17 protein-coding genes are annotated in these 21,947 nt (G+C 70.3%); 8 read left to right on the top strand and 9 right to left on the bottom strand.

All coding sequences use genetic code 11. The annotated features are described in order from the left end of the window. The first annotated feature begins 73 nt into the window (after nucleotides 1-73). From ABD652_RS04760 to ABD652_RS04745, 4 genes are all read left to right on the top strand, one after another. Nucleotides 74-2,194 (top strand): DUF6807 family protein, encoded by a 2,121-nt coding sequence (locus ABD652_RS04760; protein ID WP_344718712.1) that lies wholly within the window; start codon nucleotides 74-76, stop codon nucleotides 2,192-2,194. After that, a complete protein-coding gene (locus ABD652_RS04755; RefSeq protein ID WP_344718710.1) occupies nucleotides 2,191-3,354 on the top strand; it encodes a M24 family metallopeptidase in 1,164 nt (387 codons plus the stop codon). The genes ABD652_RS04760 and ABD652_RS04755 overlap by 4 nt, the downstream gene beginning before the upstream one ends. 64 nt (nucleotides 3,355-3,418) lie before the next feature. After that, a complete protein-coding gene (locus ABD652_RS04750; protein ID WP_153144129.1) occupies nucleotides 3,419-3,847 on the top strand; it encodes a universal stress protein in 429 nt (142 codons plus the stop codon). Nucleotides 3,848-4,053: 206 nt separating this feature from the next. Continuing rightward, complete coding sequence (locus ABD652_RS04745; protein WP_344718705.1) at nucleotides 4,054-4,893, top strand: arylamine N-acetyltransferase family protein; 840 nt, start codon at nucleotides 4,054-4,056, stop codon at nucleotides 4,891-4,893. Between the two features lie 108 nt (nucleotides 4,894-5,001). Here ABD652_RS04745 and ABD652_RS04740 read toward each other — a convergent pair whose 3' ends face one another. The 4 genes from ABD652_RS04740 to ABD652_RS04725 all read right to left on the bottom strand — a co-directional run bounded on the left by ABD652_RS04740 (nucleotide 5,002) and on the right by ABD652_RS04725 (nucleotide 9,528). Further along, nucleotides 5,002-5,895 carry an NAD-dependent epimerase/dehydratase family protein gene (locus tag ABD652_RS04740; protein WP_344718703.1) on the bottom strand — a complete coding sequence of 298 codons (894 nt, stop codon included), beginning with the start codon at nucleotides 5,893-5,895 and terminating at the stop codon, nucleotides 5,002-5,004. 64 nt (nucleotides 5,896-5,959) lie between these two features. Continuing rightward, a complete protein-coding gene (locus ABD652_RS04735) occupies nucleotides 5,960-7,318 on the bottom strand; it encodes a Gfo/Idh/MocA family protein (RefSeq protein WP_344718701.1) in 1,359 nt (452 codons plus the stop codon). A gap of 316 nt (nucleotides 7,319-7,634) precedes the next feature. Continuing rightward, nucleotides 7,635-8,483 (bottom strand): carbohydrate ABC transporter permease, encoded by an 849-nt coding sequence (locus ABD652_RS04730; protein ID WP_237704739.1) that lies wholly within the window; start codon nucleotides 8,481-8,483, stop codon nucleotides 7,635-7,637. Between the two features lie 115 nt (nucleotides 8,484-8,598). Next, complete coding sequence (locus tag ABD652_RS04725; RefSeq protein WP_344718699.1) at nucleotides 8,599-9,528, bottom strand: carbohydrate ABC transporter permease; 930 nt, start codon at nucleotides 9,526-9,528, stop codon at nucleotides 8,599-8,601. A 395-nt stretch (nucleotides 9,529-9,923) separates the two neighbouring features. Here ABD652_RS04725 and ABD652_RS04720 point away from each other — a divergent pair, with 395 nt between their 5' ends. Beyond that, entirely contained in the window at nucleotides 9,924-11,078 is a 1,155-nt protein-coding gene (locus tag ABD652_RS04720) for a mandelate racemase/muconate lactonizing enzyme family protein (RefSeq protein WP_344718697.1), read from the top strand. A 72-nt stretch (nucleotides 11,079-11,150) separates the two neighbouring features. On the opposite strand, the gene ABD652_RS04715 is transcribed toward ABD652_RS04720, so the two are convergent. Next, entirely contained in the window at nucleotides 11,151-12,620 is a 1,470-nt protein-coding gene (locus ABD652_RS04715; protein ID WP_344718695.1) for an SLC13 family permease, read from the bottom strand. Between the two features lie 295 nt (nucleotides 12,621-12,915). Here ABD652_RS04715 and ABD652_RS04710 point away from each other — a divergent pair, with 295 nt between their 5' ends. The 3 genes from ABD652_RS04710 to ABD652_RS04700 all read left to right on the top strand — a co-directional run bounded on the left by ABD652_RS04710 (nucleotide 12,916) and on the right by ABD652_RS04700 (nucleotide 16,261). After that, nucleotides 12,916-13,797, top strand: a complete 882-nt coding sequence (locus ABD652_RS04710; RefSeq protein WP_344718693.1) for a LysR family transcriptional regulator — start codon at nucleotides 12,916-12,918, stop codon at nucleotides 13,795-13,797. A gap of 108 nt (nucleotides 13,798-13,905) precedes the next feature. Further along, on the top strand, nucleotides 13,906-15,018 hold the full coding sequence (locus ABD652_RS04705) for a tartrate dehydrogenase (RefSeq protein WP_344718691.1): 1,113 nt from the start codon (nucleotides 13,906-13,908) through the stop codon (nucleotides 15,016-15,018). 64 nt (nucleotides 15,019-15,082) lie between these two features. After that, the gene (locus ABD652_RS04700; RefSeq protein ID WP_344718689.1) at nucleotides 15,083-16,261 is read left to right on the top strand and encodes a glycerate kinase; all 1,179 of its coding nucleotides are present in this window, start codon (nucleotides 15,083-15,085) and stop codon (nucleotides 16,259-16,261) included. Nucleotides 16,262-16,364: 103 nt separating this feature from the next. On the opposite strand, the gene cysN is transcribed toward ABD652_RS04700, so the two are convergent. The 4 genes from cysN to ABD652_RS04680 all read right to left on the bottom strand — a co-directional run bounded on the left by cysN (nucleotide 16,365) and on the right by ABD652_RS04680 (nucleotide 21,909). Continuing rightward, on the bottom strand, nucleotides 16,365-18,281 hold the full coding sequence (cysN, locus tag ABD652_RS04695) for a sulfate adenylyltransferase subunit CysN (protein WP_344718687.1): 1,917 nt from the start codon (nucleotides 18,279-18,281) through the stop codon (nucleotides 16,365-16,367). Beyond that, on the bottom strand, nucleotides 18,282-19,217 hold the full coding sequence (gene cysD, locus ABD652_RS04690; RefSeq protein WP_344718685.1) for a sulfate adenylyltransferase subunit CysD: 936 nt from the start codon (nucleotides 19,215-19,217) through the stop codon (nucleotides 18,282-18,284). A gap of 10 nt (nucleotides 19,218-19,227) precedes the next feature. Continuing rightward, nucleotides 19,228-20,076, bottom strand: a complete 849-nt coding sequence (cysQ, locus tag ABD652_RS04685; protein ID WP_344718683.1) for a 3'(2'),5'-bisphosphate nucleotidase CysQ — start codon at nucleotides 20,074-20,076, stop codon at nucleotides 19,228-19,230. A 66-nt stretch (nucleotides 20,077-20,142) separates the two neighbouring features. After that, a complete protein-coding gene (locus tag ABD652_RS04680) occupies nucleotides 20,143-21,909 on the bottom strand; it encodes an SLC13 family permease (RefSeq protein ID WP_344718681.1) in 1,767 nt (588 codons plus the stop codon). Between the last annotated feature and the right edge of the window lie 38 nt (nucleotides 21,910-21,947).

The raw sequence follows: 21,947 nt of genomic DNA, 5'->3' as shown, positions 1-21,947 counted from the left end.
GGGCCGCAGATCTCGTCAGGAGCGGCCGCTCGATCCATCCGCATTCCGACCCATCCGCATCCCGAGGAGAGAGATGACCGACGACGTCGACGACGCACCCCGCACCCCGGCCTCCGTGCTGCTGGTGGGACTGGACGGCTTCGGCCGCCAGCACCTGGCGAACCTCGAGCGGCTGGCCGCGCGCGGCCGCGCCGAGCTCATCGCCGGGGCCAGCCTGACCGATCCGGGACCGGAGGTCCGCGGGGACATCCCGGTCCACGCCACGCTGGGCGAGGCGCGCGAGGCCGGGCACCGTCCCGACGTCGTCATCATCTCCACCCCGATCAACACGCATTCCGACCTCGCCCGCGAGGCGATGGACATGGGCGCCGACGTGCTGCTGGAGAAGCCGCCGACGGCGACGCTCGCCCAGCACCGCGAGCTGCTGGCCCATGCCGAGGCCGCCGGCCGTCGGGTGCAGGTGGGCTTCCAGTCCATCGGCTCCCACGCGCTGGCGGCGATCGAGCAGCTGCTCGCCGCGCCGCAGGCCCCGGGCGGGATCGGGGAGCTGCGCGCGGTCTCGGCCACCGGACTGTGGCTGCGCCGGCAGGCCTACTACGACCGCGCCCCGTGGGCCGGCCGACGGGTGCTCGACGGCGTCGAAGTCGTCGACGGCGTGGTCACCAATCCGCTGGCCCATGCAGTGCGCACTGCGCTGCACGTCGCCGGCGCACGCCGGGCCGCCGACGTCGACGACGTCGCCGTGGAGCTGCACCACGCCCATCGCATCGAGGCCGACGACACCTCCATCGTGCGGCTGCGCACCGCCTCCGGGCTGCCGGTCACCGCCGCGCTGACGCTCTGCGCGCCGGAGGATCAGGAGCAGGACCCGTGGGTGACCGTCCACGGCACCGAAGGCCAGGCGGTGCTGTATTACACCCGCGACGAGCTGGTCATCACCCCGAACCGCGAGGCCCCGCAGAATGCCGGCGACGCCGGGCAGCCGCGCACCGCCGTCCACGGCCGGACGGACCTGCTGGAGAATCTGCTCGACGTCCGCGAGGGAGCCGCCGCGGCGCTGCTCTCCCCGCTGGCCGACGCCGACGCGTTCATGCAGGTCCTCGAGGCGGTGCGCACCGCCGACGAGCCCGCGACGATCGCCGAGGAGCACCTCGTCCAGGTCGACTCCGGCTCGGAGCGGCACCCGGTCATCCCGCACGTCGCCGACTACCTGGCCCGGGCGACGAAGGCGCCGTCGACGTTCTCCTCGCTCGGAGCCCCCTGGGCCGCCCCGCCGGCGACCGACGGCGAGCTGCGGCTGGGCGAGCAGACCCTGGCGACGCTGCGCACCGGCGAGGACATCTCCCCGACGGACTCCCCGCGGCCGTTCCTCGACCGGGTGCGCACCCGCGGCGGCGTCGTCGTCACCGATCAGCAGCCGCTGGACCACACCTGGCATCTGGGAGTCTCGGCGGCGCTGCAGGACGTCGACGGCACGAACTTCTGGGGCGGACGGACCTACACCCGCGACGCCGGCCGCTACATCTGGCGCGAGGACCACGGGCGCATCCGGGCCGCCGAGCAGCGGCTGGAGCACGACGTCGCCGCGCTCGGCGGCGGCTCCCGGCTGGAGCAGCGGCTGGAGTGGCTCGACCACCGCGGCACGGCGCTGCTGGCCGAGGAGCGGGCGGTCGCCGTCGTCGGCCTCGACGACCGTGCCGAGGGCGTCGACGCCTGGGCGCTGGACCTCTCCTTCGCGCTGACCCCGGCGGTCGAGCGGACGGTGATGCTGGGCAGCCCGGGCTCCAACGGGCGCGTCGGCGGCGGCTACGGCGGTTTCTTCTGGCGGCTGCCCGCCGTCGAGGACGCCACGATCTGCACTGCCGAGGCCGAGGGCGAGGAGGCGGTGCACGGCAGCGTCACCGACTGGCTGATGTACTCGGGCCGCTTCGGCTCGGAGCACGGCGGCGGCGAGGCGACTCTGGTGCTGGCCTCGACCGACGCCGACCCGTGGTTCGTGCGCTGCTCGGGCTACCCCGGCGTCGGGATGTCGCTGGCCTGGGACGCGCCGGTGGCCGCCGAGCCCGGCCTCGAGGTGGCGCGCCGCGTGCGCGTCGCCGTCGTCGACGGCCGACTGGACCGTGACCAGGCCGCCGCCCTCGGCGAGCGGCTGATCGAGGAGCCGGCGAACCTGCCGGCGGAGGAGCGAGCATGACGCAGCAGACCCCTGGGACGCAGCAGTCTCAGCAGCAGACCCCGCAGATGTCCCCCGTCGAGGAGCTGGCCGCCAAGCACCGCCGGCTGGTCGGCGTGCTCGACGACGTCGGCGCCGACGGGCTGGTGCTCTCCTCCGAGGGCGCGCTCTCCTGGCTGCTGGTCGGCGCCCGGGTGCACATCAGCCTGGCAGGCGCGCCGATCCTGCGCGCGCTGGTGACCCGCGAGGGCGTGGAGATCGGGGTGTTCTCCAACGAGGCCGCCCGCATCCGCGAGGAGGAGCTGGCGCATCTGGCCGGCGCGCTCGACGACGGCACCGTCACCCTCCACCCGATCGCCTGGCATGCCGACGTCGACGCCGTCGCCTCCTGGTTCCCGGCCGCGGCGGGCTGGCGGCTGGCCGACGAGGCCTCGGCCGCGTTGCCCCTGCGCGCCGCGCGGGCGAGCCTGCTGGCCCCGGAGGTCGAGCGCTACCGAGCGCTGTGCCGCGAGTCCGCCGAGGTGCTCACCGACGCGCTCTCCACGACGACGCCGCAGACCTCCGAGTTCCAGCTCGCCGCCGAGCTGGGCGGCGCACTGACCGCGCGCGGGGCCGAGCCGGTGGTGCTGCTGGCCCAGGGCGCCGACCGGGCCGCGCACCGGCATCCGCTGCCGACGTCGGGGCCGCTGGGCCGCCGGGCGATGGCGGTGGTCTGCGCCCGCCGCGGCGGGCTGATCGCCAACGTCACCCGGTGGGTGGGCTTCGGCGAGCCGCTCGCCGGCGAGGACGCGCTGGACGCGGCGATCCTCGACGTCGAGGCCGACATCTTCGCCGCGCTGCGGCCCGGCGTCGCGCTGGCCGACGTGCTGGAGACGATCCGGCGGGCCTATCCCGCCCACGGCTTCGACGCCGAGGAGTGGTCCCGGCACCACCAGGGCGGCGCGGCCGGCTATCAGGGACGCGACCCGCGGGTCTCCCCCGGCGTGCCGGACGTGCTGCATCCCGACCAGGCCTTCGCCTTCAACCCGACCGGCTTCGACGCGCGGCAGGGTCTCGGCGCGAAGGTCGAGGACACTGTGCTGATGCGTCAGGATGGAGGCGTCGAGGTCCTCAGCCTCGACCCGCGCTGGCCGAGCATCGAGGTCGCCGGACGTGACCGGCCGAGGACGCTGCGGCGCTGAGCGCCGGCGTCGGATCTCGATTAGGCTGACCGTGACAAGTACCACTCGACCAAGGAGAGTCCCCATGTCAGCACCGATCATCGTCGGCGTCGACGGCAGCGAGACCGCCCGCAAGGCGGCCGAGCAGGCGCTCGAGCTCGCCCGCGCGCTGGACGCCGAACTCAAGGTGATCTCGGCCTACAGCCAGGACCGCAGCGAGACCATCCAGAGCGGCTCCGACAAGTGGGTCGTCTCCGACGCCGACAACGCGCTGCACACCGCCGAGAAGGTCGTCGCCTCGCTGGACACCGACGGCGTGACGGTCACCCCGGGCGCGGAGTTCGGCCGGCCCGCCGAGGCGCTGCTGGCCGCCGCGGAGAAGAACGACGCGCAGATGATCGTCGTCGGCAACCAGCGCATCCGCGGCATGGGCCGCGTGCTGGGCAGCATCGCCACCTCGGTGGCGCACAACGCCGACTGCGACGTGCACATCGCCAACACCTACACGGCCTGAGGCCGCAGGGCGGGACCGACGCCGGGCCCGCCCGGCACTCCCCGCCTCCGGCGATGACTCCGCGGGACGGGTGGGTATGAACGCGCATACCCACACGTTCCGCGGCGTCATCGTCATGCGGGTCGGGGAGGCTTGACCTTCCCGACGACGGCCGGCGAGCCTGTCGTCGCGACGCGGGACCGCGCGCCGTCGGACGAGGGGAGAGCATGGACGACGAGTGGGGTGCCGGCCGGCTGGAGCTGGGCGCGTATCTGCGCCGGATCGGCCAGCCCGTCCCGGTCCGCGCCGACGAGCGGACGCTGACCCGCCTGCACCGCGCCCACGTCGCCTCCATCCCCTTCGACAACGCCGACGTCGCCCTCGGTCGGACTGTGCCGGTGGAACTGGACGACGTCCAGGAGAAGCTGGTCCTCCGCGAGCGCGGCGGGTACTGCTATGAGCACGGCGTGCTCTTCGCCGCGGTGCTGGAGCGGCTGGGCTTCACCGTGGACCGCCTGCTCGCCCGCATCGGCGACGAGACCGAGACCCCGCGACCGCGCACCCATATGGCCCTGCACGTGCGCTCCGACGACGGCGCCTGGCTGGCCGACGTCGGATTCGGCGGCGGCGTGCTCTCGCCGATCCGCTGGGACGACGCCGATCCGGTCCGTCAGGGCGGATGGCGCTACCGGCTGCGCCCGCACCGCCCCGGCGGCCGCCAGGTCCTCGAGCAGCGCGACGGCCCCTGGCAGGTGCTCTACAGCCTGGACGAGACCCCGCAGCACGCCGTCGACGTCGAGATGGCGGCACACTTCACCGCCACGCACCCCTCCTCGCCGTTCGCCGGTGGACGGCTGATCGCGATGCACAAGGAGGACCGGCGGCATCGGCGGCTCGTCGGCCGGACGCTGACCACCAGTCGCCCCGACGGCTCCGCAGAGGAGCGGACGCTCGACGACGACGAGCTCGCCGCCCTGCTCGAAGAGTTCGCGCTGGGACTGACGGACGAGGAGACCGACCGCCTGGTGCGCGCAGCGCCCCCGCAGGAGCCTGCCGAGACACGATGACTCCACGGCACGGGTGGGAATGCTCTCGCTTTCCCACACTTACCACGGCGTCATCGCCCCCGGGGCCATCGCCTGAGGGCCCCTCGCCCCGGGGGCCCCTCGCCTCGCTCAGTGAGCCAGCTCGGTGCGCCAGGAGCGCTTCGGCTCCCAGCCGAGCACGCGGCGGGCCTTCTCGATGGAGAACGCCGTCGCGTCGCCGGTGAGGTCTCCGGCCAGATGCGCCAGATCCGGGAAGTGCTCCGGGATCAGCTCGGCCAGCGGCCGGCGCGCCAGCGCATCGGCGGCGCCGACGAAGAACGCCGAGCCGTTCTCCACGGCGTCGCTGTGCTCCAGCGCCGCCAGCAGGAAGTCGGTGACGTCGCGGGCGTCGACGTAGTTGAACATGGCCACCGCCGACAGCGCCGGGTCGTCCAGCCGCTCGCGCAGGGTGTGGCCCTGCTGCGTGGGCGCCCCCTCCCATTCCTCGGGCGCGATCACGTAGCAGGGGCGGAAGCTCATGAACTTCACCGCGTCGGTCTGCTGGGCGAACATCGCCGCGACCTGCTCGGCGACGTGCTTGCTCAGCCCGTAGGCGTGCCACGGCTGCGGGGGCACGTCCTCGTCCAGCGGCAGCCGCGGCGGGACCCAGCCGGCCGGCGAGCCGTAGCCCATGATCGACGGGCTCGAGGCGATGACCACTGTCGTCGCGCCGGAGCCGACCGCCGCGGCGGTGACGTTCTGCGCGATCGCCGCGTTGGTCGTCAGGATCACGTCCTCCGGCGCGGCGAAGGGCACCGCGATCGCCGCCAGCGAGATCACCGCCGTCGGGGAGATCTCGGCGAAGAGCGCGGCGGTCGCCTCGGCGTCGAGCAGGTCGACGGCGCGGTGGTCCGCCCCCTCGACCGGGTGCTCGGGCAGCTCGCGGTCGATGCTGATGATCTCGTGCTCGGTGGCGGCGAAGCCGGCGACGACGCTGCGCCCCAGCCGTCCGGAGCCTCCGGTGATGATGATGCGTTCAGCCAACAGATGCCTCCTGCAGTGGGCGGGTCAGGGATCGTGGACGGACGAGCCGACGACGGCGCGGCGGTCAGCTCGCGGCGGCCGCCGTCGCCGCCGCGCCCAGCCCCAGCTCGACGTCGGCGACCTGCACCGGCGCGCCGGCGGCCAGCGAGGCGTTGCCGCAGACGCCGACGGCGATCGCCTCGATGCCGTCGACCAGTCCGGCCGGGCGGTGGTGCGGATCCTCGCCGGGGCCGGTGAAGATGTCGGCGAGCAGCAGCCGGTCGCCGCCGCCGTGGGCGCCCTCGCCCTGGACGATCTCGATCTCCTCGGCCTCGTTCCAGTGGCGCTGCAGCACCAGCCGCTCGCCCTTGGCGCGCGCCGCCGAGGAGCGGCCGTCCTCGGACACCGAGGGGTCCACCGGCGAGCCGCCGGAGGCCGGCAGCACCGCGGCCCGCTCGACGACCTCCAGCTCCAGCCGCCCCTCGGTGCCGTTGACCGCCACCCGGTACCCCTCCCAGGGGCTGTGGGCGTTGAGCGAGTAGTTCAGCACCGGACCGCGGGCGTAGTCGACGATCAGCGCGAGGTTGTCCTCGATGGTGATGCCCTCGCCGAAGACGTCCTGGTCGCGGCGGTAGCCGTCGTGGTGCTCGTTCTCCAGGTAGAGCGCCCGCAGCGTCTCGTCGGTGCGCAGGTCCAGGGCGAAGGGGTCGGATGCCGAGCCCTCGCGGGTGCCGCGCTCGGCGGGGCTGATCCCGCGGGCGGCGGCGTTCTCCGCACCGTAGAACTTCAGTCCGCCGGAGGCGTAGACCTTCTGCGGGGAGTCGTCGAGCCACCAGTTGACCAGGTCGAAGTGGTGGGAGGCCTTGTGGATCAGCAGTCCGCCGGAGTTCTCCTTCGCCCGGTGCCAGCGGCGGAAGTAGTCGGCCCCGTGGACGGTGTCCAGCACCCAGGTGAAGTCGATCGAGGTCACCGTGCCGATCGCCCCGTCCTGGATCGCGGCCTTCAGCGCGGTGTTCCGCGGCGAATAGCGGTAGTTGAAGGTCACGGTGACGTCCCGGCCGGTCTCCTCGACGGTGCGGGCGATCCGGGCGCTGGACTCGGCGTCGACGGTCAGCGGCTTCTCCACCACGACGTCGGCCCCGGCGGTCAGCGACTCGACGATGTAGTCGGCGTGGGTGACGTCGGGGCTGGTGATGATCACCCGGTCGATGTCCCGCGACTGCACGACGGCGGTCAGCTCGCCCGGGTCGAAGGTCTCGACCTCGGCGCCGTGCTCGGCGGCGATCCGTCCCCGGTGGTGCTCGGCGCGGCCGGGGTTCGAGTCGGCGACGGCGACCAGCTCGGCGACGTCGGCGTGGGCGCCGAGGATGGCGTCGACGTACATCGCGCAGCGGCTGCCCATGCCGACGATGACGTACCGAGTGCGGGTGTTCTGGGTGCTCACGGGTGAGCCAGCTCCTTCGGAGTGCGGATGGGACGGGGCGGGACGCAGGGCCCCTCCAGCAGTCTGCTGGTGACTATGGGGAATGAGAAGAGCTCTTCTGATGCGTTGCGCATATCGTTCAGTGACCCGAGGGCATCCCCGCCGCTCCACGGCGACGACGGCGCCCCGCCCGCCGGAGCGGGTGCGGGACGCCGTCGTCGTCGGTGCCGCAGGCGGTCGGACCCGTAGCGGGTCACCGGATGCGGGTCACCGGATGCGGGTCACCGGATGCGGGTCACCGGATGCGGGTCACCGGATGCGGGTCACCGGATGCGGATCACTTGATACCGGTGGTGGCCATGCCCTTGATGAGGAACCGCTGACCGAAGAGGAAGATCAGGAACAGCGGCAGGATCGAGACGATCGACATCGCGAACATCGCGCCCCAGTTGGACTCGCCGGTCGAGTCCAGGAAGGACTGCAGGGCCAGCGGCACGGTGTACACGTCCGGCGAGGTCAGGAAGATCAGCTGGCTGAAGAAGTCGTTCCACGTCCACATGAACGTGAAGATCGCCGTCGTCGCCAGCGCCGGGACCATCAGCGGCAGGATGACCTGGATGAAGATCCGGATGTGGCCGGCGCCGTCGATGCGGGCCGCCTCGTCCAGGTCCTTCGGGATGCCGCGGATGAACTGCACCATCAGGAAGACGAAGAACGCGTCGGTGGCCAGGATCTTCGGCACGATCAGCGGCAGGAAGGTGTTCACCCAGCCGAGGTTCGAGAACAGGATGTATTGCGGGATGATCACCACGTGCACCGGCAGCATGATGGTCAGCAGCATCAGCGCGAACATCGGCTTCTTGAACCGGAAGTCCAGCCGGGCGAAGGCGTAGGCCGCCATCGAGCAGGAGATCAGGTTCGCCAGGATGGAGCCGAAGACGACCACCGCCGAGTTCCACAGGAAGTGGCTGAACGGGTGGCTCAGCGCGTTCCAGCCCTCGATGTAGTTGCCGAACTCCAGCGAGGTCAGCAGCAGGCCGGACTCGCGGAAGATCAGCTCGTCGGGACGCAGCGAGGAGACCAGCATCCACAGCAGCGGATAGATCATCCCCAGCGAGGCGACCACCAGCAGCACGTGCTTGATGATCGAGCGGGTCGCACGGCCGGCGGCCGTCGTCGACTTCATCGGCGAGTGGTCCTCGCCGGCGCCGGTGGACTGGGCGAGCGCGGCGGTGTTGGCGCTCATGTCCTCCTCGCGGCGCCGAGCGCCGTCGGAGGGGGCCGAAGTGGTCTGCAGAGAATCAGTCATCGTAGTGCACCCAATACTTGGACAGCCAGAAGTTGATGGCGGTGAGCGAGGCGATGATCAGCACCAGGACCCAGGCCATCGCGGAGGCGTAGCCCATGTCGAAGCCCTTGAAGCCCTGCTGGTACAGATACAGCGTGAAGAACAGCGTGGAGTCCGCCGGACCGCCGGTGCCGTTGGAGACCACGTAGGCCTGCGTGAAGTTCTGGAAGGCGCCGATGAGCTGCAGGACCAGGTTGAAGAAGATGATCGGGGTCAGCAGCGGGATCGTGATGGTGAAGAACTGCTTGAATCGGCTGGCGCCGTCGATGCTGGCGGCCTCGTAGAACATCTCCGGGATCTGCCGCAGGCCGGCCAGGAAGATGACCATCGGCGCGCCGAACGTCCAGACGTGCAGGATGATCAGCGTGCTCAGCGCGGTGTCCGGGCTGGACACCCAGCCCTGCCCCTCGATGCCGAAGTTGCCCAGGACCTGGTTGATCAGGCCGCCGTGGCCGAAGATCTGGCGCCACAGCACCGCGATGGCGACCGAGGAGCCGAGCATCGACGGCAGGTAGAAGACCGAGCGGTAGAAGGCCAGACCGCGCATGCCGCGGTCGAGCAGCATGGCCACCGCCAGCGAGACCGCCAGCTGCAGCGGCACACCGACGAAGACGTAGGTGAAGGTCACCTCGATCGCCTTGTGCAGCCGCTCGTCGCCGATCATCCGGGTGATGTTCTCCATCCCGGCCCACTCCGGCGGCTGCAGCAGGTTGTAGTCGGTGAAGGCCAGGTACAGCGAGGCCAGCATCGGGAACAGCGTGATCCCGAAGAGGCCCAGCGTCCAGGGCAGCAGGAACAGATGGCCGGCCTTGTTCTCCTTGTGCCGACGCTTGCCGCCCTTGCCGGTCTTCTTCAGCTGGTTGAGTTCGGCGACGACGCTCATGGCGCCACCTCCCCGCCCCCGACGCGACGCGGCGCGTGCGGCAGGTCCTGGTGGGACAGCATGGGCCCCCTCCTCGTGGTCTCCGGTCGTATTCCCCCGGCTGGCAATCGCTTTCCAGCCGTCACTGCCTCGACGGTAAGCTGGGTCACAGTGTGAGGTCAAGCACAACGAGGCGCGCAGACCGGCGCGTGCGCGGCGATCGGGGCGCGTCGACAGAAGTCCGGAACGGGTCGACGGCGGCGCATCCCCATGATCGCGGGGATCGCGGCTTGAATCGATTTGAGCGACGCGAAGTGATGCTGTTCATGGATCATTCCATGCCCCTGCGAACGTGGACTGCATCACAGGGCGGCATTACAGTCGAGACCACCGACCCCGACCGCGAGGAGCCCGTCATGGACCAGCGCGCAGACCATCCTGCAGGCCCCGCCGTGACGCAGGTAGAGCTGCTGCGCGCCGCGATGCCCTTCAGCGCCGGCCGCCGCGTCCGCGGCGAGGAGACCGTCGACGAGTACAACGCCTCCTCACAGTCCTTCACCCGCATGGAGGCGCTGATGGTCCGCGTCACCGACGCCTCCGGGGCCGTCGGCTGGGGCGAGGCCTTCGGCCACCGGGTCAATCCGGCCACCTGGGCGGCGCTGGAGCATCTGGTCGCCCCGTTCGTGCTCGGCCGGCCCGCCGACCCGGAGGCCGTCCGCCCGGACTCGGAATACGCGTTCCACGCCTTCGGCCGCACCGGACCGGTGCACTACGCGGTCTCGGCGCTCGACACCGCGCTCTGGGACCTGGCCGCCCAGCGCGCCGGAGCGCCGCTGCGGCGGCTGCTGAACCCGCAGGCCGGCGATGTCGTCGACTGCTACGCCTCGCTGGTCCACTACGGCGAGGACCCGACCGAGGTCGCCCACCACGTCGCCCGCGCCCAGCAGGCCGGATACCGGGCCTTCAAGCTGCACGAGTCGACCCCGGAGGCCGTCGGCGCCGCGCGCGAGCAGGCCGGCGCCGAGGCGGTGCTGATGACCGACGTGAACTGCCGCTGGGACGAGGCCGGCGCCGACGCCGCGCTGCGCGCGCTGGCCCCCTATGAGCTGCGCTGGCTCGAGGAGCCGGTCTTCCCGCCCGACGACGCCGCGACCATGGCCCGGCTCAACGGACGCCACGGCCGCGTCTCCGCCGGGGAGAACGCCTCCGGAGTCGCCGGCATGGTCGAGCAGATGCGCGCCGGGGCCGTGGAGGTCGCCCAGCCCTCGGTCGGCAAGATCGGCGGGATCTCAGGGATGCGCGAGGTCATCGCCGCCGGGGCCGAGCTCGGCGTCGACGTCGTGCCCCACAACTTCTACTGCGGCCCGGCGCTGAACGCCACCGCCCAGCTCCTCGCCGGGCTGCTGCCGGACGCGCAGCTGGAGGTCCCCTTCCTGCAGTGGCCGCAGAGGCTGCACGCCCTGCACGGCGCGGGCCCGTCGATCACCCTGGACGAGACCCCGGGGCTGGGCTTCGCCCCCGACGAGCAGGTCCTGCAGGATCACCTGCTGGCCTCGACCGTCATCGCGTGAGCCAGGACCTCGGCTGACCCCATCGATAGATCACCAGGCGCTTCTGCAGAAGGACAGGCCATCCAAGACGCCTCAGCCCCCGATTCCCATCAGGCCTGCAGTGGCAGGCAGGATGAGCACAAGCACGAGAGCACCCAGGATGTTCAGGCCGATGCCGCTCTTGAGCATCCGGACGATCGGCACGTAGCCGGATCCGTAGACGATGGCGTTCTGCGGTGTCGCTACCGGGAGCATGAACCCGAAGGAGGCCCCCAGCGTCGCCGCCATCGCGGGGACAACAGGGTCGACTCCCGCCGCGGCTGCCAGAGGCAGCACGATGGGGACGATGACGGTCGCGCTGGCCGTGTTGCTGGTGGTCTCCGAGATCATCATGGCCAGCAGCGCGGACAGCGCCGTGATCGCGAACGGGGAAGCGACCCCCAACCAGCCGAACAGCCCCTCACCAATGGTCGCGGCGAGTCCAGTGGCGCTCAGCATGGTGCCGAAGACCATCCCCGTCCCGAAGAGGATGATCGTCCCCCAGTCGATAGTGGCGGCATCGGACCATGACAGCGTGCCCGACCCGCTACGCCGACGCGCTGGCAGCAGGAAGAGCAGGGCGGCGCCGACGACGGCGACGATACCTTCGTCCAGCCGACCATCGAGGAATGTGTAGGCCGCCGATTCCATGCCTAGCACTACGCCCACGGTCGATGGCAGCAGCCACAGCCCGACGGTGAGGGCGAAGGCGGCGATGGTGTTCCATTCGGCACGGGATATGGGGCCCTGTTCGGCACGCAGTGTCGCGACATGCTCCTCGACACCTTCGATCCGCCGCACCTCCGGGCGATTCACCAGAAGCAGGACCACCATCAGGATCACAAACATGGACAGCGCGACCGGCGCCGCAGCGCCGATCCAGGCGGCGAACGAGATGGACTCGCCCGTCGATTCTTCGATGAGGCCGCGACCGATCAGATTAGGAGGCGACCCCACAGGCGTGAGCAGCCCGCCCACACCAGCACCGTAGGCCAGCATCAGCATCAGCGCAGTGCCCACGCGCAGTCGCGACGGGTCCTGCCCCGGCGAGGTGTGTCCGCTCTCCTCCAGCATCCGCGAGATGACCGCGAGGATGCCCAAGGCCGTTGGCAGTAGCATCGCGACCGTCGCCGTGTTGGAGATCAGCGCCGAAAGGATCGCTGTGATCACGCCGAAGGCAGCGATGATCCTGACCGTCGACCGCCCGACTCCAGGTAGGGCGAGGACGAAGCATGCGAGGCGCTGCGCGACGCCATGCTTGAGCATGGCCTGAGCCAGGATGAACGCCCCGATGAACGTGAAGATAGTCGTGGACCCGAAGGGAGCGAGCACCTCGTCGGCCGGGGCCACCCCCACCAGCACGATCACAGCGACGCCGATCAGCCCGCCGACCGGGATCGGCACCGCCTCGCAGAACCACAGGATGATCACGGCCGCCAGGACCGCTCCGAGACTCTGCTGGTGGGGCTCGATGCCCAAGGGGGCGAGCCACACCGCGAGCGCGGCGGCCGGAGCCAGGGACAACCCCAGGACTCTGCGGATCCGACTGGGCGCCGGAGCTCCCCGCGGCGCATCGGAGTCCGGGACCGACCCGTCCGAGGCCGGTCGACCATGCTCGTCAGGCCTCGGACGGGTCCTGACGTCAGCCTCCTCCGCAGGTGCGCCCCCTCCGGGAGCTCGAGCAGCGTCCGATGTCGAATACATATCGCACTCCTTCGTCCTTGGCTATCTGCCGCACCCCACCCTCGACCCGTGACTCACATCACGTCCAAGATGCATATACTCTGGGACGCATAGGGAATTCCTATAAGATGTGATCATGGATACGCGGCATCTCACCTACTTCATCGCGATCGTCGACCATGGCGGATTCGGCCGCGCCGCAACGGCTCTCCATGTATCCCAGCCGTCGCTGTCGCAGGCGATCAAACAGTTCGAGCGCTCTCTGGGGGTCCAGCTCTTCCACCGCGTCGGCCGCGGAGTCGCACTGAGCGAACCGGGGCGCCAGCTCGTCAAGCCGGCGCGTCAGGTGCTGCGCGGACTCGACTCCGCCCGGGACGCGGTCACCTCGACGCGCGACCTGGATCACGGCACGGTCGATCTGATCGCGACACCATCACCGGCCATCGAGCCGCTGACCACACTGACTGCACGGTTCCGGCGTCGACACTCCGGCATGGACGTCGCAGTCGCCGCAGCCTTCACCCCCGACGAGGCAGTGGAAGCAGTTCGATCCGGCGCCGCGGAGCTGGGGCTCCTCGGATCGGCAGGCACGCCGACGACTGCTGACCTGGCTCTCCTGCCCCTGGAAAAGCAGTCGCTGATCCTCATCTCTCCGCCTGGCACCGAAGGCCCCGGGACCGTCCGCAGCGAGGACCTCGACGGACTGGACGTGGTCACCTCCCCCCGCGGGAGCCTCATGCGTCAACTTGTCGACCAGGTGCTCGCGACCGGCACGCGGATCAGGGTCGTCGCCGAAGTGACGCATCGGACCTCTCTGCTGCCGCTGGTACTCGCCGACGTCGGCCACTCGGTGATGCCTGAGTCCTGGCGAGATCTCGCCCTGGCGGCCGGATGTCGCGTGCGGAGACTCGAGCCCGCCGTACATCTGGACGTATCACTGGTGTACCACCTTCGGGACCTGACGCCGGGCGCCCACGCCTTCCTGTCGATCGCCGAGGAGCACGCCACCCCCACTTGAACATAGGGAAAACTTATCGGTTTGATCGCAACTGGGTCTTGGACACTCGTTCCGACATGCGTCTGTACTGAAAGACGACACGACCGGAACGACCCGTCAGGAGCGACGATGACCACGATGCAGACCGAGGACCGCACCGAGACCCGCTCGGAGGCGCGCACCTACACGATCACGGCGATCCCCGCAGACGGAGTCGGTCAGGAGGTCGTCGATGCCGGACGCACCGTCCTGGACGCTCTGGCGCGGGAGTCGCGGGGCGCATTTTCATTCTCCTGGCAGGAGCTGGACTGGGGCAGCGAGTACTACGCGAAGCATGGACGAATGATGCCTGAGGACGGGCCCGATCTAGTGAAGGACTCCGAGGCCATCTACTTCGGCGCCGTCGGATGGCCGAGCGTGCCGGACCACGTCAGCCTCTGGGGTCTGCGACTGCGCCTCTGCCAGGGGTTCGACCAGTGGGCGAACATCCGTCCTGTGACCTTTCTCCCGGGCGTGGAGAGTCCGTTGCGCCGCGCTGACTCCTCCGATCTCGACTGGGTGGTGGTCCGCGAGAACTCCGAGGGCGAGTACGCGGGCTTCGGCGGCAGGAACTTCGCCGGCAGACCAGGCCAGGGGGAGGTCGCCACCCAGTCAGCGGTCTTCACCGAAGTTGGCTGCGAGCGGATCATCCGCTTCGCCTTCGATCTCGCGCGGACGCGCCGGCGCAAGATCTCCAGCGTCACTAAGAGCAACGCTCAACAGTACGGAATGGTCCTCTGGGACGACGTCTTCCAGCGCGTCGCTCGCGATTATCCCGATGTCGAGACGGAGAGCGTGCTGGTCGATGCCATGTCGGCGAAGTTCATCCTCCACCCGGAGGACCTCGACGTGGTCGTGGCTTCGAACCTCAATGCCGACATCCTCTCCGACCTCGGCAGTGCACTGGCCGGGTCACTCGGGCTGGCCTCCAGCGCGAACCTCAACCCGGAGCGGCGGTTCCCGAGCATGTTCGAGCCGGTCCACGGCTCTGCCCCGGACATCGCCGGACGGGGTCTGTGCAATCCGATCGGCGCGCTGGGGTCGGCGGCTCTCATGCTCGACCACCTCGGACTCGCCGCAGAGGGTGAGAACCTCCAGCAGGCCATCGCTGAAACGTGTCGGCGCGGCATCCTCACCCACGACGTCGGAGGCACGGCCATGACCCGCGAGGTCACCAGTGCGGTCATCGACCACCTGCAGTGAGCGCAATCCGAACGGCCCCGTCGCGAGACGCGGGAGACAGCGCTCGGTGCCATAGGATCACTGCATGACCTCGTTCACACAGGACTCCGAGACTCCGCCGCGCATCGCCTGCGTCCCCGACAGCTTCAAGGGTTCGGCGTCCGCCGCCGAGGCCGCCGCCGCCCTGGCCCGCGGGGCCGAGCAGGTCTTCGCCGGCGCCGAAGTCGTCACCCTGCCCTTCGCCGACGGCGGCGAGGGCACGCTGGAGGCGCTGCTGGACGCCTGGGGCCAGCAGGCCGAGGAGGTCGCCGTCGTCGACGCGCTCGGCCGCCCGGCCACCGGACTGGCGGGACGCTCGGCCGACGGCCGCACCGCGGTGCTGGAGGCCGCCCAGGGCAACGGCCTGCCGCAGGTCTCCGACGTCGCCGCGCAGCCGCGGCGCGCCGACACCCGCGGGGTCGGGATGCTGGCCGAGCACCTGCTCGACTCCGGCGCCGAGGAGATCCTGGTCTGCCTGGGCGGCTCGGCGACCACCGACGGCGGCACCGGCCTGCTGCGCGCGCTGGGGGTGCAGTTCCTCGACGCCGACGGAGCCGAAGTCGCCGAGGGCGGGCAGGGCCTGGCCGCCATCGCCCGGGTCGAGACGGCGGGGCTGCATCCGCGGGCGCGGCAGGTGCGCTGGCGGCTGGCCGTCGACGTGGACAACCCGCTGGTCGGAGAGCGCGGCGCGGCGGCGGTCTTCGGCCCGCAGAAGGGCGCGGACGCCGACGACGTCGCCGCGCTCGACGCCGGGCTGGAGCGGCTGGCCGAGGTCCTCGCCGAGACCGCAGGGGCCGACGCCGCCGAGCTGCGCGAACGTCCCGGGCTCGGGGCCGCCGGCGGGATCCCGGTCTCGCTGGCCGCGCTGCTCGACGCCGAGGTGGTGCCGGGCTCGCAGATGGTCGCCGAGGCGCTGGACCTCTCCGGCACGCTGGCCGGCGCCGACGTCGTGCTCACCGGCGAAGGGTCGCTGGACTCGCAGTCGCTGGGCGGCAAAGTGGTCGCCGCCGTGCGCGATCACGCCCCGGAGGGGGCGGCCGTGGTCGTGGTGGCCGGGGCGGTGGGGCTCACCGCCGCCGAGTGCCGCGCGGCGGGCCTGACCGCGGCGCTGTCGATCGCGCCGGCGGCGGCGAGCCTGGAGCAGCTGCAGGAACGGGCCCCGGAGCTCATCGAGCAGACGGCCGCCCAGGCCTGCGCGCTGCTGGGGCATCGGCCGCGCGGGTGAGCAGCAGGCTCACCGCCGTCGCGCGCACATCGGGCCCTGGCCCGACGGACGGTGCCCGTCCGTCGGGCCAGGGCCCGACATGTCGTCCTCGTCAGCGAGCTGCTCAGGTGAGCTGAGCGATCAGCTCCTCCACCAGAGCATCCTGGCTCTGCTCGCTGGTGTCGAGGGTGATGTCCGCGTGCCGCGGCGCCTCGTAGGGGGCGCTGATCCCGGTGAAGTTCTGCAGGTGCCCCTCGCGGGCCTGCTTATAGAGGCCCTTCGGGTCACGCCGCTCGCAGACCTCCAGCGGGGTGTCGACGAAGACTTCGACGAAGTCGCCGTCGTCGAAGAGCTCGCGGGCGGCGTCGCGGTCCCGGCGGTACGGAGAGACGAAGGCGGTCATCACGATGACGCCGGCCTCGGCGAACAGTCGGGCGACCTCGGCCACGCGGCGGATGTTCTCCTCGCGGTCGGCCTCGGCCATGCCCAGGTCCTTGCACAGCCCCTGGCGCACGTTGTCGCCGTCCAGGATCATCGTGCGGTACCCGCGCCGCTGCAGCTCGACCTCCAGCGCGTTGGCCAGCGTGGACTTGCCGGATCCGGAGAGGCCGGTGAACCAGACGCAGCGGCCGCCGTGGCCGTTCGTCTGTTCGCGCATCTGCCGCGTGACGGCGGTGCGGTGCCAGACTACCTGGGCCTTGGACTCGTGCTGCCGGTACTCGTACGGCGAATCCTGGGAGACGACCTCGCGGATCATGCCGGCGCCGACGGTGACGTTGGTCAGCCGGTCGATGATGATGAAGCTGCCGGTGCCCGGGTTGCCGCGGTACATGTCCATCGGGACCTCGCCGGTGAGCTCCACCTGGCACCGGGCGATGGCATTGAGCTCCATCGACTCGGCGTCCTGGTGGTCCAGCGTGTTGACGTCCACCTGGTACTCGATGGACTCCACCGTCCCGGAGATCTCCTGGGTGGCCAGCTTGAAGTCGTAGAGCTTGCCCGGCTGCATCGTGTTCTCGTGCATCCACACGATGTCGGCGGCGAAGGTGTTCGAGGACGCGACGTCGTCCTCGGCCGCCACCAGCCAGTCGCCGCGGGAGATGTCGATCTCGTCGGTCAGCGTGACCGTGATGGCGTCGCCGGGGAAGGCGGCCTCGAGGTCGCCGTCCCAGGTGACCACCCGGTCCACTGTCGAGGCCTTGCCCGACGGCGCGGTCTTGACCTGCTGGCCGGGCTTCAGGATGCCGGAGGTCAGCGTCCCGGTGTAGCCGCGGAAGTCGAGGTTCGGCCGGTTGACGTACTGCACCGGCAGCCGCAGGTCCTCGAGGTTCTGATCGTGGACGACCTCCACAGTCTCGAGATGCTTCAGCAGCGGGGTGCCCTCGAACCACGGAGTGTTCTCGCTCGGGTTGACGACGTTGTCGCCCTCCAGTGCGGAGATCGGGACGAAGGTGATGTCCTGCGCGTGCAGGTTGGTGGCGAACTCCCGGTAGTCGGAGACGATCTCGTCGAAGCGTTCCTGGGAGTAGTCCATCAGGTCCATCTTGTTCACCGCGACGACCAGGTGGTCGATGCCGAGCAGATCGCAGATGTAGCTGTGGCGGCGGGTCTGGGTGACCACGCCGTGCCGGGCGTCCACCAGGATGACCGCCAGCGAGGCGGTCGAGGCGCCGGTGGCCATGTTCCGGGTGTACTGCTCGTGCCCGGGGGTGTCGGCGATGATGAACTTGCGCTTGTCGGTGGAGAAGTAGCGGTAGGCGACATCGATGGTGATGCCCTGCTCGCGCTCCGACTGCAGCCCGTCGACGAGCAGCGCCAGGTCGACCCGGTCACCCTGGGTGCCCGAGTTCTTCGACGCGGCGGTGACGGCGGCGAGCTGGTCCTCGTAGATCATCTGCGAGTCGTGCAGCAGCCGACCGATGAGCGTGGACTTGCCGTCGTCGACGCTGCCGCAGGTGATGAACCGCAGGAGGTCCTTGTTCTCGTGCTCGGCGAGGTAGGCCTCGATGTCCTCGGCGATCAGTGGGGACTGGTGCGACATTTAGAAATAACCCTCTCGCTTCTTCTTCTCCATCGAACCGGCCTGGTCGTGGTCGATGGCGCGCCCCGACCGCTCGGAGGTGGTGGTCAGCAGCATCTCCTGGATGATCTCCGGCAGCGTCTGCGCGTGGGACTCCACCGCACCGGTCAGCGGGTAGCAGCCCAGCGTGCGGAACCGCACCCACTTCTCCTCGGGCTCCTCGCCCGGCTCCAGCGGCATGCGCTCGTCGTCGACCATGATGTCGATGCCGTCGCGCTCCACGATCGGCCGCGGCGCCGAGTAGTACAGCGGCACGATCGGGATGTCCTCGAGGTAGATGTACTGCCAGATGTCGAGCTCGGTCCAGTTGCTCAGCGGGAACGCCCGGATCGACTCGCCCTTGGTGAGCTGGGAGTTGTAGATGTTCCACAGCTCGGGACGCTGGCTCTTCGGATCCCAGCGGTGGTACTTGTCCCGGAAGGAGAAGACCCGCTCCTTGGCCCGCGAGGCCTCCTCGTCGCGGCGCGCGCCGCCGAAGGCGGCGTCGAAGCCGTGCAGCGACAGCGCCTGCTTCAGCGCCTGGGTCTTCATGATGTCGGTGTACTTGGCCGAGCCGTGGTCGAAGGGGTTGATGCCGGCCTGGCGCCCCTCCTCATTGGTGTGGGTGATGAGCTCCATCCCCACCTCGGCGGCCATCCGGTCGCGGAACTCGATCATCTCCCGGAACTTCCAGGTGGTGTCGATGTGCATCAGCGGGAAGGGCGGGGGTCCCGGGTAGAACGCCTTCCTCGCCAGATGCAGCATCACCGAGGAGTCCTTGCCGATGCTGTAGAGCATCACCGGGTTGGCGAACTCGGCCGCCACCTCACGGATGATGTGGATGGACTCGGCCTCGAGCTGCTTCAGATGCGTCCGGCGCTCGGGCGTGACCGGCGTCTCTGCGGTGGTCGCTGTCATTTTCCCTACCTTAGCTGTTCTCCGGTGCGAGGCTCAGTGTACTGACGAGCGCGTCCTCCCAGACGCGGTCCCGCGCCGAGGCGACGATGAAGCTCGGATTGAGCACCGACTCCTGCTGGTTGCAGCGCAGCGGCTCCAGCGTGTCCGCACGGAGCACCTCGCCGCCGGCGGCGGTGACCACCGCCTGCGCCGCGGCCGTGTCCCACTCCGAGGTCGGCGCCAGCCGCGGGTAGAGGTCCGCCTCGCCCTCGGCCACCAGGCAGAGCTTCAGCGAGGACCCCATCGAGACGCGCTCGTGCTCGGGCAGCTGAGCCACGAAGGCCTCGAACTCCTCCGAGCCGTGCGAGCGCGACCCCACGATCTTCCAGGGGCCGTCGCCCGGGCCGGGCAGCGGCCGCACGGCGATGGAGGTCGGCGCGGCGTCCTCGTCGCCGTCGATCCGCACGGAGCCGGTCCCGGCCTGGCCGATCCAGGTCTGCGAGAGCACCGGGGCGTGGACGATGCCGAAGATCGGCTCGCCGTCCTCGACGAGCGCGACGTTGAGCGTGAACTCGCCGTTCTTCTTGATGAACTCCTTGGTCCCGTCCAGCGGGTCGATCAGCCAGTAGCGCGACCAGCCGCGGCGCTCCTCCCACGGGACGTCGCCCGACTCCTCGGAGAGGACCGGCACATCCGGGGTCACCTCCTCCACCAGCGCGGTCAGCGCCCGGTGGGCGGCCATGTCGGCCTGGGTGAGCGGAGAGGCGTCGTCCTTGTACTCGACGTCGACGTCCTTCTCATAGATCTCCAGGACGCGACGCCCGGCCTCGTGCACGCCTGCGATCAGGCGGCGGCGGGTCGCGTCGTCGATGAACGACATGCAGTCGGATCCTCCAATGTGGTCGGACAGGGGCGGCCAGACATCGTCGTGGATGGTGGCGGGCGGTCAGAACGACCAGACCATCGGCACCAGGCCGACGACCACGATACCTGTGAGCAGGCTCATCGGGGCGCCGATCCGGACATAGTCGGTGAATCGGTACCCGCCGGGACCCAGCACCATGAGGTTCGTCTGGTAGCCCAGCGGCGTCATGAAGCTGGCCGAGGCGGCGAACATGATGGCGATGACGAAGGGCATGAAACTGACGTCGAGCTGCTCGGCCACGGCGACGGCGATGGGGAACATGAGCACGGCCGCGGCGTTGTTGGTGATCATCTCGGTGAAGATGACCGTCAGGGCATAGACGATGAGCAGCGCCAGCCACGGCGACCCCGCATCCGCGAGCAGCAGCCATTCGGCGATCTGCTGCGCGGCGCCGGTCTGCGTCATGGCCGCCCCCAGGGCGAAGGCGGCGGCGATGACGATGAGGACGGTCAGGTCGATCGCACGCCGGGCCTTGCCGATGGGCACACAGCGGGTGGCCAGCAGCAGCAGGGCCGCCATCAGCGCGGCCTCGAGGATGGAGACCAGGCCCGTGGCGCTGGCGGCGACCATCGCCGCGAGGATGCTCAGCGCCAGCGGCGCCTTCCGGAAGTTCGGCGGGGCCGCATCGTTCAACGCGCTCACCAGCAGAAAGTCCTTGCGGTGCCGGTACTGGCCGACGAAGTCGTCGCCGGCCTCCATCAGCAGCGTGTCGCCGACCTGGAAGGAGATGTCGCCGAGCTTGCCGGTGAGCCGCTCGCCGCCGCGGGAGACCGAGAGCACCACGGCCTGATAGCGCGAACGGAAGCGCGACTCGCGGATCGTGCGCCCCAGCGCCGGGAAGTCCGGGCCGACGATGGCCTCGACGATCCGCCGGCGCGAATGCCGGATGTCGAGCTTATGGATGTCCCCCTCCGCCGGGGCGAGACCCTGGATCCGACGGAGTTCGTGAGCACAGTCGGGCGCTCCGATGAAGACCAGAGCATCGCCCTCATACAGCGTCGTGTCCGGCGAGACCGCGGCGAGCAGCTCGCCGTCGCGGTGGACCTCGGCGAGATAGCCGTGGTTGAGGTGGCGCAGCCCGGCGGCGGTGATCGTCCGGCCCACCAGCGGCCCGCCCGGCTCGACGAGCGCATCGACGGCATATTCGCGGGCGGCCTCCAGCTGCTCGAACGCCCCCTGCCGATCCGGCAGCAGTCGATTGGCGAAGAAGAACAGGTAGGTCGCTCCCACCAGGACCAGCGGCACGCCGACCCAGACCATGTCGAACATGGCCAGCTGGACGTCCTGCTGGGACTCCAGCATCCCGGCGACCACCAGATTGGTGCTGGTGCCGATGAGCGTGCAGGTGCCGCCGACGATGCCCGCGTAGCTCAGCGGGATCATCAGCTTCGACGGCGCGATCCGCAGGCGGCCCGCCCACTCCTGCACGGCGGGGATGAACATGGCGACCACAGCGGTGTTGTTCATGAAGGCGCTCATCGCCGCCGTCGGCCCGAGCAGCCGCAGCTGGGCGGCGCGCGTGCCGGTGGGGTGGCCGAGGATCCGGCGGGCCATCCATTGGATCGCTCCGGACTCCTTGAGGCCGGCGGCGACGATGTACAGCGTCGCGATGGTCAGCACGCCGGTGTTGCTGAATCCTGCCAGCGCGTCCTGCGGCGAGAGGATGCCGGAGACCACGAGGAACGTCACCGCGGCCATGAGGACCACGTCCGGGGCCAGTCGGGTGGCGGCCAGCGCGGCGAGGACTCCGACCACCGTCAACAGGGCCAGAACGGCTTCGAGCGACATCGGGGACGATTCCTTCAGGTCACGGCACGAACGGCATC

This window comes from Nesterenkonia halobia, from assembly GCF_039536005.1.
GTDB lineage: Bacteria > Actinomycetota > Actinomycetes > Actinomycetales > Micrococcaceae > Nesterenkonia > Nesterenkonia halobia.
The sequence above is the reverse complement of the archived record's forward strand: the minus strand, read 5'-3'. Positions and strand labels throughout refer to the sequence as shown.

What these genes read in the sequence shown, in the direction of transcription:
- ABD652_RS04760 (WP_344718712.1), top strand. Translation starts at nt 74, where the DNA reads ATGACCGACGACGTCGACGACGCACCCCGCACCCCGGCCTCCGTGCTG.
- ABD652_RS04755 (WP_344718710.1), top strand. Translation starts at nt 2,191, where the DNA reads ATGACGCAGCAGACCCCTGGGACGCAGCAGTCTCAGCAGCAGACCCCG.
- ABD652_RS04750 (WP_153144129.1), top strand. Translation starts at nt 3,419, where the DNA reads ATGTCAGCACCGATCATCGTCGGCGTCGACGGCAGCGAGACCGCCCGC.
- ABD652_RS04745 (WP_344718705.1), top strand. Translation starts at nt 4,054, where the DNA reads ATGGACGACGAGTGGGGTGCCGGCCGGCTGGAGCTGGGCGCGTATCTG.
- ABD652_RS04730 (WP_237704739.1), bottom strand. Translation starts at nt 8,483, where the DNA reads ATGAAGTCGACGACGGCCGCCGGCCGTGCGACCCGCTCGATCATCAAG.
- ABD652_RS04725 (WP_344718699.1), bottom strand. Translation starts at nt 9,528, where the DNA reads ATGAGCGTCGTCGCCGAACTCAACCAGCTGAAGAAGACCGGCAAGGGC.
- ABD652_RS04720 (WP_344718697.1), top strand. Translation starts at nt 9,924, where the DNA reads ATGGACCAGCGCGCAGACCATCCTGCAGGCCCCGCCGTGACGCAGGTA.
- ABD652_RS04710 (WP_344718693.1), top strand. Translation starts at nt 12,916, where the DNA reads ATGGATACGCGGCATCTCACCTACTTCATCGCGATCGTCGACCATGGC.
- ABD652_RS04705 (WP_344718691.1), top strand. Translation starts at nt 13,906, where the DNA reads ATGACCACGATGCAGACCGAGGACCGCACCGAGACCCGCTCGGAGGCG.
- ABD652_RS04700 (WP_344718689.1), top strand. Translation starts at nt 15,083, where the DNA reads ATGACCTCGTTCACACAGGACTCCGAGACTCCGCCGCGCATCGCCTGC.
- cysN (WP_344718687.1), bottom strand. Translation starts at nt 18,281, where the DNA reads ATGTCGCACCAGTCCCCACTGATCGCCGAGGACATCGAGGCCTACCTC.
- cysD (WP_344718685.1), bottom strand. Translation starts at nt 19,217, where the DNA reads ATGACAGCGACCACCGCAGAGACGCCGGTCACGCCCGAGCGCCGGACG.
- cysQ (WP_344718683.1), bottom strand. Translation starts at nt 20,076, where the DNA reads ATGTCGTTCATCGACGACGCGACCCGCCGCCGCCTGATCGCAGGCGTG.
- ABD652_RS04680 (WP_344718681.1), bottom strand. Translation starts at nt 21,909, where the DNA reads ATGTCGCTCGAAGCCGTTCTGGCCCTGTTGACGGTGGTCGGAGTCCTC.